This window comes from Nostoc spongiaeforme FACHB-130 (genome assembly GCF_014698475.1).
In the GTDB taxonomy this organism is placed as follows: domain Bacteria; phylum Cyanobacteriota; class Cyanobacteriia; order Cyanobacteriales; family Nostocaceae; genus Nostoc_B; species Nostoc_B spongiaeforme.
In genome coordinates, this window is the sequence record NZ_JACJTB010000021.1 from 63,233 (window position 1) to 80,399 (window position 17,167).

Sequence of the window (17,167 nt, forward strand, 5' to 3'; positions counted from 1 at the left end):
GAAATACTAAATTAGCTTTTATTGTTCTTTATAACTTTGCGCCTACCGCAAGCGGAACGCCTGGCGGCGAATGCGTGAGGCAAATTCATATTTTTAATCAGCAACGCTATGAACCCACATTAGTAATATGGTTAGCCTATAGTGAAGAACTTTGCGAACAAGCGGTTACAGAATTTCAAAAAGCCTGGGATAGTTTAGGCGATCGCACCCTTTCAACTTACCGCTTCTGGGGCAACCATGAGATAGATTTAGCACAAGCGCAAGATGGCTTAGTAGTAGCAGGATTAGCCAAAGTCTACAACGCCGCTAAAAAGAGTATCCGCTTTATCAATCAAATGGGTGTGCGTTCTTCTTTAGTAATTATCGACGAAGCCCATCAAGCAGTAGCCGAAACCTATAAACTCGTCTTAGATTCCCTCGTCGTCCCCTACGAAAAAACCGCCTTATTAGGACTAACCGCCACACCCGGACGCACTTGGGCGGATATTAACACCGATGCACAACTAGCTAAATTCTTCGCCCGCCAAAAAGTTACCTTAGAAATCGAGGGTTATGACAACCCGATTGATTATCTCGTAGATCAACAATACCTAGCACAAGTTAACTATCGCTCATTATTTTACGAAACCGGCATTGAACTCACACCCCAAGACCTCAAGCGCATTCATACAGATTTAGATATTCCCCCCTATATTCTCAATCGGTTAGCCGCAGACGAACAACGCAACCTCCGCATCATCCTAGAACTAGAAGCCCTCGCCCCACATCATCAACGCATCATCGTCTTTAACACCTCCGTGGAACACGCGCAACTCATTGCTTCCATTTTGCGTTTACGCGGCTTCCATGCTGATGCTGTCACAGGCGAAACCCCCAAATCCGAACGAGAACGGCTGATTCACAGCTTTAAAGACCAACAAACCCAAACCAAAATTTTATGTAACTACGGCGTATTAACCACTGGCTTCGACGCACCTAAAACCAGTGCTGCTGTTATCGCCCGTCCTACCAAATCCCTTGTCCTCTACAGCCAAATGGTAGGACGCGCCATCAGAGGAATCAAAGCTGGGGGTAATGCTACCGCCGAAATTGTCACCGTTGTCGATAGTCAACTTCCTGGTTTTGGTTCAGTTGCATCAGCCTTTCACAATTGGGAAGACGTTTGGAGGAAAACCCATGAATAACGCCCATGATATCGTTCCCACACACCTCGCAGTCCAAGCCATGCGGGATAACGGTTATAAAAACGCCGCCTACGCTTTAGCCGAATTAATGGATAATGCCATTCAAGCCGGTGCATCGCAAGTAGAACTGCTGTGTGGGGAACGGAAACAACAGGTAGAAGGGAGGAGGCGATCGCGCATTGAACAAATCGCCGTGTTAGATAATGGTTGTGGGATGGATGCGAATGTCTTACGTCTCGCCCTGCAATTTGGTAACGGGACATATTTAGACGAAGACAAACACACCGGAATCGGTCGTTTTGGGATGGGTTTACCTTCCTCTTCTATTTCCCAATGTCAGAGAGTTGATGTCTGGTCATGGCAAAATGGCATAGAAACTGCACTGCACAGTTACCTAGATTTAGATGAAATAAAAAATCAACGACTGACAGAAGTACCAAAACCGACACCTAAAGCAATTCCTCTAACTTGGACAAGAATTGGTCAACAATTTGGTGAAAGTGGCACATTAGTAGTTTGGTCAAAAATCGACCGTTGTATTTGGCGCACCGGCAAAGCAATTATTGATAACTCAGAATTTGTAATTGGGAGAATGTATCGCAAATTTATTAATAGCAGTGCAGTCAAAATCCGCATGGTAGCCTTTGATTTAGAGAATTTAGAACATCTAACCGATGAAAAATTTGCACTACCCAACGATCCTATTTACCTAATGGAAAGAACCTCCTGTCCTTACCCATTTGATAATCAAGCGATGTTTGAACCCTGGGCAGGTGATACCTATGAAGTCCCTTTTAAGATTAATTTTCAAGATAAAGAACATGATGTAAAAGTTCGCTTTTCCTTGGCGAAGCCCGAAGCTCGTCAAGCAGATGGTGGAAAAAATCCTGGTGATTTACCTCATGGAAAACACGCCGCTAAAAATGTTGGGGTTTCCATAGTGCGTGCCGGACGTGAATTAGAAATGGATACAGGAGTAGTAATTTCTTACGATTCAAGAGAAAGATGGTGGGGTGTAGAAATAGAATTTCCACCCTCTCTTGATGAAATTTTTGGAGTAACTAATAATAAACAATCGGCTCGTAATTTTAGCGAGATTTTACAATTTGATATTGAGTCTTTATTAGAAAATGGAAAAACTATTACTGCTCTCAAAGAAGAACTTCAGGAAGATGAAGATCCAAAAGCTCCTCTTTTGGATATAGCTCATAAAATCAAGACTCAATTAAATGTTATTCGTCGTTGGATTCAAGCAGGAAGTAAAGGTACTCGTAGCAATCCAAAACGCCATGACCCTTATAAACCTGAAAAAGTAGCAACTACTGTAACTCAAGAACGTAAATCGCAGGGTTACAAAGGCAAAAGTGATGCAGATGAACAATTACCCAAAGAAGAGCGCAAACAAGTTATTAAAGAAACTTTAAAAGAAGAAGGTGTTACAGAAACTAAAGCCGAATTATTAGCAGCAACAACAGTAGATGATGGCTTGAAGTATACCTTTATTGAAGCACCCCTTGATACTCCTGCTTTCTTCTCCGTTAAACCCAGAGGCGGAGCAATTATTGTGACTCTAAATACTAATCATCCAGCTTATCAAAACTTAGTAGAAATCTTAGAAGAAGATGTAGATAAAGCCGACATAGATACCTTACGCTCTCGTTTGATTAACTCCTTAGATGGTTTAAAATTACTCCTAATGGCATGGGCAAGGTATGAAGATGAACAGACAGATGGTAAACGCAAAGAAAATGCCCAAGATACCCGCATTGATTGGGGGAGAGTCGCTAGGAGGTTTTTAGAGAATGAGTAGCGAAGTGATAAACTGCGATCGCTGATTAATTGAGGCACAATAGAATCAAAGACGCTATCAACACACAATGACTACTCAATTGATGGTTCAGCCCTCATCTTTAATATCTTCTGGTATCAAGATGAGTGAATTTGGTGACATTTATTTGTTTAAATTTACCGATGAGCTACAGTATCGTTTTGAAGAACTGTTAGAGAAGAAAAAAGCGGATGCGCTCACTCCTGAAGAAGAAGCTGAATATATAGGTATCTCCGAATTAGAGCGAATCTTTACCTTGATTAACGCTCAACTAGCAGCGAAAAGTAAATGGTGTCCGAATCAACTCGAAAACTTGTAAGACAACGAGCAAAATATCTTTGTGAATACTGCCACTCTCCAGAATACTTAAGTCCAGACCGTTTTACCATTGACCATATTATGCCGCAGTCTTTGGGTGGTTCTGATGAACTGGATAATTTGGCTTTAGCTTGTCATCGCTGTAATGAGCGTCACTATAATTTTACAACTGCTACTGATCCCGAAACTAAAGAACAAGTACCTCTATTTCATCCCCGTCAGCAAAAATGGTCTGACCATTTTATCTGGACAAAAGACGGGATCAAGATTTTAGGGACAACTCCTACAGGGAGAGCTACTAGCGAGAGATTTGATTTCAATGATGAGCGTCGAGATGAGCCTTCGATTCAGGTGGCTCGTCGTTTTTGGGTAGAAGCTGGTTGGCATCCTCCACAATCAGATCCACGTCAGGAATAAGAAAAATACCTCAAGTTCCCAGATTAAATCTCACGCAGAGACGCAGAGGCGCAGAGAGTTAAGAGAGTTGTTATGATAATTTTCTGCGTTACTCCGCGTTAAAAAATGACTCACATAATCTACCTAGACTACCACTCAACTACTCCCGTTGACCCTAGAGTAGCCGAGAAGGTCATGTACTATATGACTACCGCTTTTGGTAATGCTAATAGTGTAGATCATGGTTATGGAGACGAAGCAGCAAAAGCAGTTAAACAAGCTCGTCAACAAATAGCAGAATTAATCAATGCTTCCCCCAAAGAAATTATCTTTACATCTGGCGCAACGGAAAGCATTAATTTAGCAATTCAAGGACAAATTACACAACAAAATACCCCCGTCAAAATCATTGTTTCCCCAGTGGAACACAAAGCGGTTATAGATACCTGCAAAGCCTTAGTTAAAAAAGGACTGGCGGAAATTATTTGGTTAAAAGTCAATCAACAAGCGCAGATTGATTTAGAACATCTGGAAAAAGTCTGTGCTGATGGTGCGGCTTTACTTTGTGTGATGGCGGCTAACAATGAAGTCGGGACAATTTACCCCATCAAAAAAATTGGCGCGATCGCATCCTCCTACAATATCCCTTTTTTATGCGACGCATCCCAAGCTGTCGGCAAAATTCCTCTCAATTTCCAAGACTGGGGGATTACCTATCTAGCGATTTCAGCACATAAACTCTACGCACCCAAAGGTGTTGGTGTATTAGTAGTGAGGAAAAATCATCTTCTCCCACCAATGATTTACGGTGGTGGACATCAACAGGGACTCAGATCCGGTACACTCAATGTCTCTGGAATCGCCGGTTTGGGGGAAGCTTGCAGATTGAGAGGGTTGGAGATGGAACAAGATGAAAAAGCGATCGCTATTTTACGAGATCGGCTACAAAACCAACTTCAAGCTGCAATTCCCGATTTAGTGGTGAATGGAGACTTAAACAGCCGCTTATCAGGTAACTTACACATTTCTATCCCCGATATTTCTAATACCGCTATCATTGCACGAGTCCGCCAGCAATTAGCTATTTCCACGGGTGCAGCTTGTTCATCAGGTGTTGTTGCAGCATCTCACGTTTTAACAGCAATGAATCTTTCAGAGAATATAATTGATGGAGCTTTAAGAATTGGTATAGGAAAATTTACTACTACAGAAGAAATAGAAAAAGCATCATCTTTGATAATCAGTGCAATCAATCAAATTCAGAGTATAAAGTAAATAAACAGCCAAAAAAACAAATTTCTGGCTGCCAATTTAAATTAAGTTAAACTTTATCCTTTGTCTTCAATCGCAAGATTTACTCTGACTGAATTGGGTTATCTTTAGGGTTAACTAACTTCAGTAATTTTTGCTTGATCTGAGCATCAAAAACTTCCCATTTCATCTTGGCGTAGGCTGGATTTTCGTTACTACCTGAGAGGAAACCCATTGGAATTTCAAAACCACCAGCACTGGTTCTACCACCGCCAAAAAAGCGTCCGGTGCTGTCTTGGCCAAAGGCTTCTTTGATAAATTCATCGGGGTCGAGGGTGAGTTTGGTGGTTCGCAGGGAACCGATGACGACTTCGAGTTCATCGTCTTCATCGTGAACTATACCGTAAACTACGGCGGTGTGGACGTTTTCTTCTGTGACTAAGAAATCAGCCGCTTGGGGAATCGCATCGCGGTCATCGTAGCGCAGATAACCAACGCCGGCGATGGAAAAGTTATTCTGGACGATGCGGTTTTTGAGCGATCGCTCAATTACATCCATCACCCGTTTAGAACGGTTCGCCTGAAGAATCGCGTTTAATAATTGAGCATCATAAAATCGACTCAGGTAAGCAGCCGCCATAAAATCTTCTTCTTGTGCTTGCATCAGTCGATTTGTATCCGATCGCAAGCCGTGCATCAAGGCTGTGGCACACTTAACATGCTGGCTAATGCTGCTGTCTAAAGCGAGTAACCCCGCTTGTAAATATTGAGTAAAAATTGTTGCTGTCGCTCTGACATAAGGACGGACATCAACAAACTCTGATTTAAGCTCTGATTGTAAGCTGTGATGGTCAATCACCGCTACTAAGGGTATGCCTGAATGCTGTACAGTAGCTAACAACTGACTGGTGGTTCCCTGGTTATCAATGAGTACAAAACCTTGATAACAAGACAAATCTTTAGATTTGACGTTTTGCGGTGTCCAACGCTGTGCAGGTAAATTTGTCAGCTTGACTAAGGCGATATTTTCTTGATGGCTCAACGTCCCAGCATAAATAATTTCACACTTAATATCATATTGTTGAGCGATTAGCTGGTAAGCCCAAGCACATGAGAGCGCATCAGGGTCAGGAAAATCCTGCAAAATAATTAGCTGGCGCTCATGTCTATGCGCTAATAAGGTCTTTTGTAGTTCCTCTGCTTTTTGAAAGACTAAGGAATTGTTACGTTGACCAAAATAAACACTCACCCCATCGCTGGTAGATGCTGGTAAGGATGGCCTGTTCAGAGGTAGTTCAACTACTTCTTGGTGGTCTACCTCAGCATCTTCTGGATTTGGTTCTGTGGTCAATGAAAAACTCTCTGACTGCTTCAAGGAAGAATTTAGTTGCATAGAAAACATCTTTGTTAAGTGTGAGGCTGGATTGATTGAGAAAGTTACAATCAGGGTTTTACTGATTTAGCCACACACCTTGATCTTCGCAAAAATATAGAATCCTGGGGATACGTATCTTGGTGTATTTTTTGTCAAGATAACCCGGCAAAATTTTATGAAGTTCTGCCAAATTACATATAACGGCAGAAAATCAATGTTTCAGTTTTGTAATCAAACTCCAATTTTTCCCTTCCCTAGACCATTCTCTCAGTTGGAGAGAATTTTTGACGCAAGTCTAGATTTTTTTGGTTTATGGATATACAATAAAAGACTGTTAAATTATTTAGGCAGATGCCAGCACACCGCTTTTGCACCTACTGTCGGGTCATCCCCGTAAGCAGATGCAACACCAGTCATAAGTAGTATGTGAGCAACCTAACCTACTGTTGCCCCAACTCAAACAAAACCATCACACCAACAACAAGTCGTTGTGGCTGTGCCAACTAGGGTGGAGTTGTTAGTGTCAAAGACCTATCACATATTTTTGCCACTCTTGATGCAGTCCACTTTTAAGATGCTTACTAACCTCGAAATAGAGGCTGCTGTAAGGTTGGCGGGGTAGATGACGCAGCAACATGTGGGCTTCTTGAGGCGTGCGATTGCCTTTTTTCACATTGCAACGGACGCAAGCCGTGACGATGTTTTCCCAGGTATCGCCACCACCACGCGATCGCGGTATGACATGATCTAACGTCAACTCATCCCCTGTATAGCCGCAATATTGACAAGTGTGACCGTCACGGTGCAAGAGGTTGCGACGAGTCAGAGGCATTTCCTTATAGGGAACACGCACATAGTGGCGTAAGCGGATTACCGTGGGTAATGGAAAACCCGCGTAAAGTAGTCTGCCGTTGTGTTCGACTCGTTCTGCCTTGCCTTTAATTAACAAAACCGCAGCCCGTCGCCAGCTCGTAATATTAAGCGGTTCGTAAGAGGCGTTTAAGACTAAAACCTTCCCCATTGATTAACGCTCAAGGTATTAGTTTTACATATATTAACACGATTCTCTTCTCCTTGGGAGATGAGAATAAATTATACTTCCGGAATAATTGAATAACTGTTGTATTTAAATTAGAAATTTAAAAATAAGAGCCAGAAAAGTTAAGTTGCACGGCACAATTTTGATGATAAATCGCCAGTTCAGCCTGATTTTGAGCAGAAATTTGCGGTATTAAGTAAGACTTGTAAATTTTTATTAACTGGGTTTGATGATCTTTCTCAAACTCAAATGCTTCTTATATCAACATTTAATTGGTCTTAAGAAAAACTTTTCAATTAACACGGAAGTAGTTTATATGGGTATGAATATCTATTAGTGGTGGTGTGATAGGAGAACGGAAATATGCTGAGTCGTGATCAAATGACGGGTATTGCATCTAATCAACAGTGTGACACTTATGCGTGGTTTTCCCAGCGTGCTTGGGTAGAAATTGACCTAGAGGCGTTGTCACACAATGTCAAGCAACTAAAACAGTTGTTATCACCACGTACTCAGTTGATGGCGGTAGTAAAAGCTGATGCTTATGGTCATGGTGCAGTTACAGTCGCACAAACAGCGTTACAATCGGGTGCGAGTTGGTTAGGGGTGGCGACAGTTCCCGAAGGGATTCAATTACGAGAAGCAGGGATACAAGCACCCATATTAATTTTAGGGGCAACCCAGACACCAGAACAAATTCATGCGATCGCCCATTGGAAACTCCAGCCGACTTTGTGCAGTCCCAAACAAGCTTTAATTTTTTCCAATATTTTAGAAGCAATTAACTACGGTTCCCCTGTATCTGTACATATTAAATTAGATACAGGAATGTCGCGGTTAGGGACGAATTGGCAAGCAGCGGCCGAGTTTGTACAGTTGGTAGAACGCTTACCGCATTTGACAATTGCGAGTGTTTATTCCCACTTAGCCACTGCTGATAGTCCTGATCCGGCAATTATGGCAGAACAGCATAGCAGATTTAAAACTGCGATCGCCCAAATTCAAAAAATCGGCATCAAAATTCCGAGCTTGCACTTAGCCAACACCGCCGCCACCCTTGCAGATTCCCAACTACACTACGATATGGTCAGAGTGGGTTTAGGGGTTTACGGTCTTGCGCCAGCGCCACATTTACAACACAAGATTAACTTAAAGCCTGTGTTACAGGTAAAAGCGCGAGTTACCCAAGTAAAAACCATCGCTGCGGGGACTGGGGTTAGCTATGGTCATCAATTTGTAGCTGATAGAGAAATGCGTATTGCTGTTGTGGCTATTGGCTACGCGGATGGTGTACCACGTAACCTTTCTAACAAGATGCAAGTGTTGTTGCGTGGTCAGCGAATACCGCAAATTGGCGCAATTACAATGGATCAGTTAATGATTGATATTAGCCAGCTTCCTGAGATTCAAGAAGGGGAAATTGTTACCTTACTAGGCGACCAAGGAAAAGAACAAATCACCGCTGATGATTGGGCTGCACAATTAAATACGATTTCTTGGGAAATTCTGTGTGGGTTCAAGCATCGCCTACCGCGTGTGGGAGTTATTTAGTAGTCTGCTAAGAGAACTTTGTGTAGTGGTAGGCTTCGGGGTAGGAGCGGAGGGGAATATTCTCCCCCTTGCTCCCCGCTTCCTGCTCCTTGTCCTGTTCCCCCCTGCCTTTTCGGTAAAGTATACATAATTAATTATTTAAACTTCATCCTTTTAGTGTTTATCTTCCTAAAAGAATATGCTATACTAGGATAGTTCGATATGATGCGGATGTGGCGGAATTGGCAGACGCGCTAGATTTAGGTTCTAGTTCCGAGAGGAGTGAAGGTTCAAGTCCTTTCATCCGCACTAAAGTTAAAACTCAAAAGGCAAAAGTCAAAAAACTTACTTGCGTTTCTTTGTTGTATTTTGAGCAACTCTAGATTCTACTGTAAATTCTGGTATTTCTACGAGTTCGGCATCGCTTAAAGTATACTGTTCGCAAACTAAACTGAGGCGACTTCCTGGTGTTTTCACAGCGTTGACAGAATGAGTTAAATCACCTTGAAAGTAGAGTAAGGTATTCATCTGCGGCTTAATTTGTCCCAGTTGGCGTTTGTGCGATTTGAGTACCAGTTCACCCCCTTCCATATTTTCTGGTACGCGCACATAGAGAACGCTGACAAAGTTAGGTGGTTCAACTGTTTTGCAGTAGGAACGCAGAGAACGGTCGATATGAGGGTCAACGCGAGAACCTTCTTTGAGGAGTAAGGGGTTAAGGTAAAAAGCGTTACAGTTAGCTTGGAGAGCCAAATCTAGGTATAGTTTGAAATAGGGGAATTTCTGCTCTACTGTAGAGATGTGCGATCGCCTGAACACCACTGAAAATCCCTTAGTACCGACAAAATCGCGGTTGAGGTTGTTGACAGCAAAGTAAGGACAAGCGTGAATTTCTCCCCACAAGTTATTCAGGTAGTCGCTGGGGAAGGCATTTGGTTGTTGTTGATAGTATTTCACAAGTGGGGAGCGATCGCTGTATTTGTTTTGATTTACTATTCTAAGCGATCGCAAAATCAGTGTATTGTCTCACATCTGGAGGCTGAAAAGGCAGCACAATATCACTAAATAGAACACTTAACCGTATTAACTCCCTTATCCATATTAATGACAACTAAAATTTAACTATATCAACGAAGAATAAAGGTAGGCGATCGCATATTTAAGTAAAAACAGTAAAACTGTTCCCCCTTCCCTTGTAGGGAAGGGAGTTAGGGGGTTAGGTCTCTTCACAACAAACCTGATAAATCAGCATCAAAACCCGATCAATTTCCTTTTGCACTTCCTCATTTTTAATTCTTAATAAAAGTAGCCCTCTAGCTAACAAAACTTTGTCACGTTCCGCATCATATTCAGCTTGTTTCTCGTGAATTTTCCCATCTACCTCTATCACTAATCTAGCGGCGTGACAGTAAAAATCTGCTATGAAACCATCAAGAATTTGCTGACGACGAAAGTGTAACCCATGCAAACGATTACCGCGAAGATGTTCCCAAAGAATTTTTTCTGCTGGTGTCATTTGGTGACGAAGTTCTTTCGCACGCTGCATTTTATCTGTGTTGATTTTTGTCCGATAACTATATTGTTAGTTTGGTCTTTTTTTGGTGTTGAATTATTCATGTATGAATTATGGAAGCTGGTGTTGATTCATACATTATGCCTGACCTCTCCCCCAACCCCTCTCCGACGCGGAGAGGGGAGCTAGATTTCTCTTATTTTACTTTTATAAAGTGAGTGTATAGCTTTCAAATCTATCAAATAAAGACATCAAATAATTTTTGGAGTAATCTGAATATATAATTAATCCTCTCATAGTCAATTACCGTATTTTTACATATTTTCTCTAATATAAAATGACAAAGACAAACGTAGCGTTACGTAAAACTGGACAAGATTGGAAATTTATTGATGAGTCTGAGTTAGAAAATTTCGTTTGGGATAATTTGGAAGAACTTTTTGGACTGAAACCATTGGCGCGACAATTATCTGTTAAAGGAGAAATTTATGACATCCTAGCAATAGGAGAAAACAATCAACTAACTATTATTGAATTGAAAAATACAGAAGACAGATATGTAATTAATCAGTTGACACGATATTATGAAAATCTGTTAGAAGAAAAACCTTTGAACACTCATATTAATTATGATGAGCCTATTTGTTTGTTTGCTATTTGTCCAAGTTTTCACAGGCATAATTTAATTGATGAAAAGTACAGTAAATTAGATTTTGACCTATTCACTTTTTTTATTAAACATGAAAACAGTGATTTTAATTTTTATTTGACTCATATTTTTACCCAAATTGAGCCAAAAATTATAAAAATCAATTACCAAGAAGTTAATTTCCAAAATCAACCCCAAGATAATTATGCTTTGAATCATAATATGAGAAAAATTTTGATCCATAAATTGAGAAAGAGTTAACGCAATTTCAAGCTTTCTCACCAATCACAAAATAAAACTTTGAATCAAATCATGAGATAGAGTTGAAATTTTGAAGCATAATTAAAGAATGAGTTGAAAAAATACAATTGAATGAAACTTGCACAAAAAATCTCTCTTAAAATTGCTCTAACTTAAACTTTCAATTTAAAATATGGTTCAAAATTCCAAGATATGCTTCACTAAAAACTATGACTCCGTAGTTTTGTATTGCGTACTGAAAGCCTAAAACTGTCTCCTGACAAGAGAAACACTCTTTTCTTGGATGAAAAACTCTCATGACAGACGACGAATTTGATTATTGGTGTAAGCAACAGCAACTAACGGCACAAACACTCTTACTAATCGGCGCAATTCGCGCTGCCCCACCTTCTCGCAGAGTACAAGGACGCGCCAAAAACGTTAGTGGAGTTTACCCTAGCCGTAAAATGGGTCAAACCATTCAATTTGAGAGCCACACAGTAGAACTGTGGGCGATTTATCAAATGGAACATGACCCCCAGGTGTTAGAGTTCTATGATCAACCACCGCCATTTAAAATTCAGTACCAAAACCAAAACGGACGAAAAATAGGTCATTACCATACCCCAGACTTCTTCGTACTGCGGACGACAGGTGCAGCTTGGGAAGAATGGAAAACCGAAACCGAATTAAAACGACTAGCCCAAAAATACCCTTCACGCTACCAAAAAACTGAAACTGGTCATTGGCATTGCCCACCAGGAGAAGCTTACGCCGCATCTTATGGACTTAAATACCATGTTCGCACCGATACTGAACTAAATCCCATATTCACTCAGAACCTAATGTTTTTAGAAGACTACTTGAGGTTCAGTGCCAATATCCCCCACTCCATCACAAAACAAATCTCTTCAGCAGTTCAAGCCACTCCAGGAACAACCATAGCCACTACACTTGCAACCATACCTGGAGTGCGTGCCAACGATATCTACGCCATGATTGCTACAGAGCAACTCTACGTAGACTTGTATGCAGTTCCCCTAGTGGAACATTGGCGAGTTCAATTATGGGTAGACCAACAAACTCATACTGCTCATACACATTTAGCCATAGGGACAACTGGGCATCATCAACAAATCATCTCGCCCACAACACTTTTGCCCAATACCTTATTAGTCTGGGACGCACAACTTTGGACTTTAGTTAACTTGGGCGAGAAGACAACCACACTCTTACCCGAAGTCGGGCAACCAATGCAATTGCCCACAGCATTTTTTCTGCAATTATTTGATAGCGGCACTATCAACATTCATAATTCAGAAGCACACGCAACCATCAATGAAAAAGTGCGTGAATTGATGGTTGCCGCCTCGCCTACGGATCTACAAAGAGCCAATCACAGATTTCATCTAGTACAAGCATATTTCCAGCACCGCACAGACATATATAAGGACATACCTCAAAGCACATTATCTCGATGGGTCAAACAGTTTCGTGAAGCCGAAGCCACTTTTGGTTGCGGTTATGTTGGGTTGCTGCCGCGTACCGCTAGTAGAGGAAATCGTCAACCCAAAGCACCAACAGATGCAAGCAAATTATTAGATCAATTTATTACCGAACACTTCGAGACACCAAGACAAGCTCCAGCCGCTTCTGTTTATCGAGCATATACAAGAGCCTGCGAAAGAGCTAACATACCACCACTGAGTCAGCGCACATTTTATACTCGCCTAAAAAAGCGACCAATCCATGAGCAGACTTTAAAACGTCAGGGAGCAAAAGCCGCATACGCAACTGAACCGATTGTTTTAGAACTAGCTAAAACTACACCCCGGCATGGAGACAGGCCCTTTGCCATCTGCCATCTTGACCACACCCAACTCGACATTGAATTACGCTCTCAAGTAACTGGTCGGAACTTAGGACGACCTTGGCTGACATTACTGATGGATGCCTACTCCCGACGAATCTTAGCAGTTTATCTCACCTTTGACCCACCTTCTTACAGGTCTTGCATGATGGCACTAAGGTTGTGTGTTCAGCGTTTTGGTCGTTTTCCCCAATCCGTAGTTGTAGATGGTGGCAAGGAATTTCATAGCGTTTACTTTGATACCTTATTAGCACGTTACCACTGCATCAAAAAGACTCGTCCTGGTGGTAAGCCCCGGTTTGGCTCAGTAGTTGAGCGATTATTCGGCACAACCAATACAGAATTTATCTTTAACTTATTGGGCAACACCCAAGCCAGTAAACAACCGCGCCAATTGACCAAAGTTGTTGACCCCAAACAACTTGCCGTTTGGACATTGGCAGATTTATATACCTACCTGTGTGAGTGGGCATACACCATTTATGACACAAGCGTACATGATTCCTTGGGTGAGACACCATTACAAGTTTATACCGACGCAATCGCTGCCACAGGGGAGAGGGAACACCGACGCATTGCATACAACGAAGACTTTCTCATGGCAACACGCCCTAGTACACCCAAAGGCAACGCTAAAGTCCAGCCGGGACAGGGAATTAAAGTCAATTATCTTTATTACTGGAACGATGCTTTCCGCAATCCGGTTGTCGAAAAAACCAAAGTCAGTGTGCGCTATGACCCTTTTGATATGGGTGTAGCTTATGCGTATCTGGAGGGAAGATGGGTCAAATGTATCTCCCAGTATTACAGCACCTTTGCCGGACGCACAGAGAAAGAAGTGCTATTAGCTGCCTCTGAAATTAGACAACAAGATAAGCGTAATGCTGTGAGTACAAATATCTCTGCCAAACGCCTTGCCGACTTCATCGCGGCGGTGCAAGAACATGAAACCTTGCTCATGCAAAGATTGCGGGATTTGGAAGCGGTTGGGGTGCTGGAGAATTTAACACCTAATACCGAAGGTATATCCCAGTTCCCAAGAGTCAACACTCTTGAGCCGACTATGGAAGCACACAGTCAAGATGACGAACCATTGCCACCACTGCAAAACAACGTTGAACTGTTGGATCTCACACAACTGCCGATACTGGGGGAATACCGTTAATGGATAATTTTTTAACCGGCAATCAAAACGGCGAAATACACCTCAAACTTACTCAGTTTAAGGAGTATGCAGTTTTACATCCCCAGTTAGCACGGGTAGATATGTTGTTGATGCGTGCGATTCGAGAACCCGCCGGATTTGCTCATGTGTTGGTGTATGGGCCAAGCGGTGTGGGTAAAACAACGATGATCCGCCAGATTGCTAAACGGTTAAATGAGAATATACCTGAACAGTTACCGGGTGTATCCAATTCATTGAGCTATCGTAACGGCTCTGGGCCCCCAATGCCGTTATTGCTGTTAGAAACACGACCATCTGACGGTGGGGTGTTTAATCGGGCAGATTACTACCGCACTGCACTTTGCTACAGATGGGTATGGGTTCGACCTCTGTACCAAAAGCGGCTGTGGATTTATCCAAGGGCGGGGAGACTACGGCTGCATCGCCCTCTAAATCTGACAAACCAACGTCAAAAGCAAAACGGACTCGTAAAAAGTCTGCACCCCAGAACAATGATGAAACGGCTTCTACGACACCAAGCGAAACTTCTATAGAACCAACACCTAAGAAAAAACAAACTCGGAAGAAGACAAAACCAGGTGATTCTGACCTTAGTGAGACACCACTGGAAACAAATATTACCCCATCTCCCACAGATGCACAGAAGACAGATGAAACACCGGAGCAACCGCAAACGCCTAAAAAGTCTTCGGGGCGTGTTGGCCAACGCAAACCTAAACGTGATGCTGTAGGACAACAGTAAACATCAAAAAATTCAGTAGTAAACAGTTTTTATCATGATAAAAGTTTGATAACAATTGATGAATATGGTTAAACGTAAATACAATAAAAAAACTAAATACTCCTGTAAAGAAAGCTGTTGGCTATTTCTTGATTGTGAGATGTTAACAGGCTTTCCTGCTGATAAATGTCCTAATATCAAATCCTGTAAGAACAATGCACTCTTGAGTCAAAATAGATGGTGTTTTCTTCCGTATCAAAAGTGGCTTCCAGAAATAGATCAACTATGGAAAATACCAACACTAGAAGTTGACCCTTGGGTAGCACCAGAAGCAAGAGAAGCTGGCTACGATTCTCCCGTAGAACTTTTTTACACTTACAGCAATAAAGATTTATGCTTAACTATTGGACAGGATGAAAAGGGAAGATACCTTGAAATTCCGCCAGAAGCATTAGACTTAGGATTTGATAGAGCGGAACAACTTCCTTATAAAGTCTCAAAGGCTACGCTAACAGTTGAAATAATTAATAATCATCGACAACTCAAAGCTAGGGGATGGCAGGAAGCTGTAGAACTTCCTTATGCACTACATCATGATATGGATACTGGTAAAAAATTTATTAAAGTTACCCTAGATATAAACAGTACAAAAGCCCAAGATGCTATTGATTATGGCTGGCATCCAGGGCATCTACTTGTGCGGGGTTAGCCCTTGGTTTTGTCTAGGGCTAATAATCAAATACCAGACTTGCCCAGTTCATTACTCATCGGCTATAGCTACCATTTCCTAACGCCGCTTGTGTTGCTGTCTGACGTAACTATAATTCCTCATCAAGTGCTGCAATTACTTGGTAGATGTGATTTTCTACTTTGACGCTGATTTTTGAAGCATAAAATGGTTAACTCTTTTTGAAGCATATCTTGAGCTAAAAGTTCATTTTATGGTTCAAATCACAATAATATTCCTGAACCACCAAGATTATTATTAGATTGGTTAGGGGCTTTAACACAAACAGAAATAGAAAATTTAACAAAAATTAGAAATCAGATATTAAGCTTCGACTCCAGAATCGAAGAGATGATAGTAAATAAAAGCGTTATATATGCAAGTAAATACGGTAAAGACAAGATCAGGCAATGTGCAGAGTTATGTTTTGATAAAAAATCGAGAAAAATACTATTATTTCTCTGGCTAATGATACCCAGTCGCCAAAATAAAACTATTGCCAGAATGCAGATTGATACACTAGATGATTACTTAACATATTGGCGATATATTCCTTTAAAAGAAGGAAGTATATCTAGGGAAAAACTGTCTTATCTTAGTATTGATTATACATTCTATAGTGTTCCAGGAAATTCACAAAACTTTCTTTCTTTCGCCAGAAATGGTAACTCAATGTTTAGAAAACTAGATAAGGACAATATTACTCATCTTAAAAGTAGACGGCTAATATTTAAAGAATCAGCAAATGGAGAGATTGTTGTTGATTCAATCCAACATATAGTTAATCAAGCATTAACTATATGGTTAGACAAAATTAGTTGAAATAATCATCTTTAAAAAACATCAAGATAATAACATTTTTTTAACTTCGGATAAAGATACCGAAACACTATCTTTTTCTTCTTCTTTAGCTTCTCGTAAATCTTTTAAATCTTCTAAATCCTCCAGCAATTCCTGAACTTTTAAAAACTCCTCATAAGGTAAAACGGCAAATTGCTTTTGACCATCTTTTGTTAAAAATTCAGGATGTAATTCAATCATTTTTACAACTCCTTTTACTCATAAGCTTTACTGCGATGCTTCACCCTATATATCATGATAGTCTGTTCTTCTAATTCAAACAAAACTCGATAATCACCTACTCTCAAACGATATTCTGGCGTAAAGTTGGTTAAACGTTTGACATCTCCCTGCAAGTCATCTTGCATCGCTTCAATTTTACTGATAATGCGTTCTCTAATATCTACAGGAAATTTTTCTAAATCTTTAATTGCTTTGGGCTTAAATTCTATTTGGTACTGCACATACTTGACTCTCTTGAAATATATTAGGGTGAGCCA

The 17,167-nt window shown here is 41.1% G+C and carries 18 protein-coding genes and 1 tRNA gene; 12 read left to right on the forward strand and 7 right to left on the reverse strand.

The features are described from left to right. The first annotated feature begins 74 nt into the window (after window positions 1-74). From H6G74_RS16555 to H6G74_RS16575, 5 genes are all read left to right on the forward strand, one after another. The gene (locus H6G74_RS16555) at window positions 75-1,184 is read left to right on the forward strand and encodes a DEAD/DEAH box helicase (protein WP_313888487.1); all 1,110 of its coding nucleotides are present in this window, start codon (window positions 75-77) and stop codon (window positions 1,182-1,184) included. Next, window positions 1,177-2,994, forward strand: a complete 1,818-nt coding sequence (locus tag H6G74_RS16560; RefSeq protein WP_190968711.1) for an ATP-binding protein — start codon at window positions 1,177-1,179, stop codon at window positions 2,992-2,994. The genes H6G74_RS16555 and H6G74_RS16560 overlap by 8 nt, the downstream gene beginning before the upstream one ends. Before the next feature lie 67 nt (window positions 2,995-3,061). Continuing rightward, entirely contained in the window at window positions 3,062-3,331 is a 270-nt protein-coding gene (locus tag H6G74_RS16565) for a hypothetical protein (RefSeq protein ID WP_190968712.1), read from the forward strand. Continuing rightward, window positions 3,301-3,747: an HNH endonuclease gene (locus H6G74_RS16570; RefSeq protein WP_190968713.1), complete on the forward strand. Its 447-nt coding sequence runs from the start codon at window positions 3,301-3,303 to the stop codon at window positions 3,745-3,747. The genes H6G74_RS16565 and H6G74_RS16570 overlap by 31 nt, the downstream gene beginning before the upstream one ends. Window positions 3,748-3,852: 105 nt before the next feature. After that, complete coding sequence (locus H6G74_RS16575; protein ID WP_190968714.1) at window positions 3,853-5,001, forward strand: cysteine desulfurase family protein; 1,149 nt, start codon at window positions 3,853-3,855, stop codon at window positions 4,999-5,001. A 79-nt stretch (window positions 5,002-5,080) separates the two neighbouring features. Here H6G74_RS16575 and H6G74_RS16580 read toward each other — a convergent pair whose 3' ends face one another. Continuing rightward, complete coding sequence (locus H6G74_RS16580) at window positions 5,081-6,370, reverse strand: DHH family phosphoesterase (protein ID WP_190968715.1); 1,290 nt, start codon at window positions 6,368-6,370, stop codon at window positions 5,081-5,083. A gap of 505 nt (window positions 6,371-6,875) precedes the next feature. Beyond that, on the reverse strand, window positions 6,876-7,373 hold the full coding sequence (locus tag H6G74_RS16585) for an HNH endonuclease (RefSeq protein WP_062288673.1): 498 nt from the start codon (window positions 7,371-7,373) through the stop codon (window positions 6,876-6,878). Between the two features lie 381 nt (window positions 7,374-7,754). Between H6G74_RS16585 and alr the strand changes: the two genes are divergently transcribed. Together alr and H6G74_RS16595 are read left to right on the forward strand one after the other, a co-directional pair. Then, a complete protein-coding gene (alr, locus tag H6G74_RS16590; protein WP_190968716.1) occupies window positions 7,755-8,942 on the forward strand; it encodes an alanine racemase in 1,188 nt (395 codons plus the stop codon). A 206-nt stretch (window positions 8,943-9,148) separates the two neighbouring features. Beyond that, window positions 9,149-9,230 (forward strand) — tRNA-Leu (locus tag H6G74_RS16595). A gap of 36 nt (window positions 9,231-9,266) precedes the next feature. Here H6G74_RS16595 and H6G74_RS16600 read toward each other — a convergent pair. The 3 genes from H6G74_RS16600 to H6G74_RS16610 form a co-directional block, all read right to left on the reverse strand. After that, the gene (locus H6G74_RS16600) at window positions 9,267-9,878 is read right to left on the reverse strand and encodes a 2OG-Fe(II) oxygenase (RefSeq protein WP_190968752.1); all 612 of its coding nucleotides are present in this window, start codon (window positions 9,876-9,878) and stop codon (window positions 9,267-9,269) included. 40 nt (window positions 9,879-9,918) lie between these two features. Further along, window positions 9,919-9,975 (reverse strand): hypothetical protein, encoded by a 57-nt coding sequence (locus tag H6G74_RS31745; protein WP_313888488.1) that lies wholly within the window; start codon window positions 9,973-9,975, stop codon window positions 9,919-9,921. 162 nt (window positions 9,976-10,137) lie between these two features. Beyond that, window positions 10,138-10,467: an endonuclease domain-containing protein gene (locus H6G74_RS16610; protein ID WP_242051252.1), complete on the reverse strand. Its 330-nt coding sequence runs from the start codon at window positions 10,465-10,467 to the stop codon at window positions 10,138-10,140. 304 nt (window positions 10,468-10,771) lie between these two features. On the opposite strand from H6G74_RS16610, the gene H6G74_RS16615 reads away from it, so the two are divergent. From H6G74_RS16615 to H6G74_RS16635, 5 genes are all read left to right on the forward strand, one after another. Beyond that, on the forward strand, window positions 10,772-11,344 hold the full coding sequence (locus tag H6G74_RS16615) for an endonuclease NucS domain-containing protein (protein WP_190968718.1): 573 nt from the start codon (window positions 10,772-10,774) through the stop codon (window positions 11,342-11,344). Between the two features lie 296 nt (window positions 11,345-11,640). Further along, entirely contained in the window at window positions 11,641-14,358 is a 2,718-nt protein-coding gene (locus H6G74_RS16620) for a TnsA endonuclease N-terminal domain-containing protein (RefSeq protein WP_190968719.1), read from the forward strand. After that, complete coding sequence (locus tag H6G74_RS16625; protein ID WP_190968720.1) at window positions 14,358-14,912, forward strand: AAA family ATPase; 555 nt, start codon at window positions 14,358-14,360, stop codon at window positions 14,910-14,912. Before H6G74_RS16620 ends, H6G74_RS16625 begins: the two co-directional genes overlap by 1 nt. 411 nt (window positions 14,913-15,323) lie before the next feature. Continuing rightward, window positions 15,324-15,809 carry a hypothetical protein gene (locus tag H6G74_RS16630; protein ID WP_190968721.1) on the forward strand — a complete coding sequence of 162 codons (486 nt, stop codon included), beginning with the start codon at window positions 15,324-15,326 and terminating at the stop codon, window positions 15,807-15,809. Window positions 15,810-16,178: 369 nt separating this feature from the next. Beyond that, the gene (locus tag H6G74_RS16635) at window positions 16,179-16,649 is read left to right on the forward strand and encodes a hypothetical protein (RefSeq protein ID WP_190968722.1); all 471 of its coding nucleotides are present in this window, start codon (window positions 16,179-16,181) and stop codon (window positions 16,647-16,649) included. A 21-nt stretch (window positions 16,650-16,670) separates the two neighbouring features. Here the strand turns inward: H6G74_RS16635 and H6G74_RS16640 are convergent, their stop codons facing one another. Both H6G74_RS16640 and H6G74_RS16645 read right to left on the reverse strand, forming a co-directional pair. Beyond that, window positions 16,671-16,868 carry a type II toxin-antitoxin system Phd/YefM family antitoxin gene (locus H6G74_RS16640; RefSeq protein WP_190968723.1) on the reverse strand — a complete coding sequence of 66 codons (198 nt, stop codon included), beginning with the start codon at window positions 16,866-16,868 and terminating at the stop codon, window positions 16,671-16,673. Window positions 16,869-16,882: 14 nt separating this feature from the next. Next, window positions 16,883-17,131, reverse strand: a complete 249-nt coding sequence (locus H6G74_RS16645; RefSeq protein WP_190471851.1) for a type II toxin-antitoxin system RelE family toxin — start codon at window positions 17,129-17,131, stop codon at window positions 16,883-16,885. Window positions 17,132-17,167: the final 36 nt, after the last annotated feature.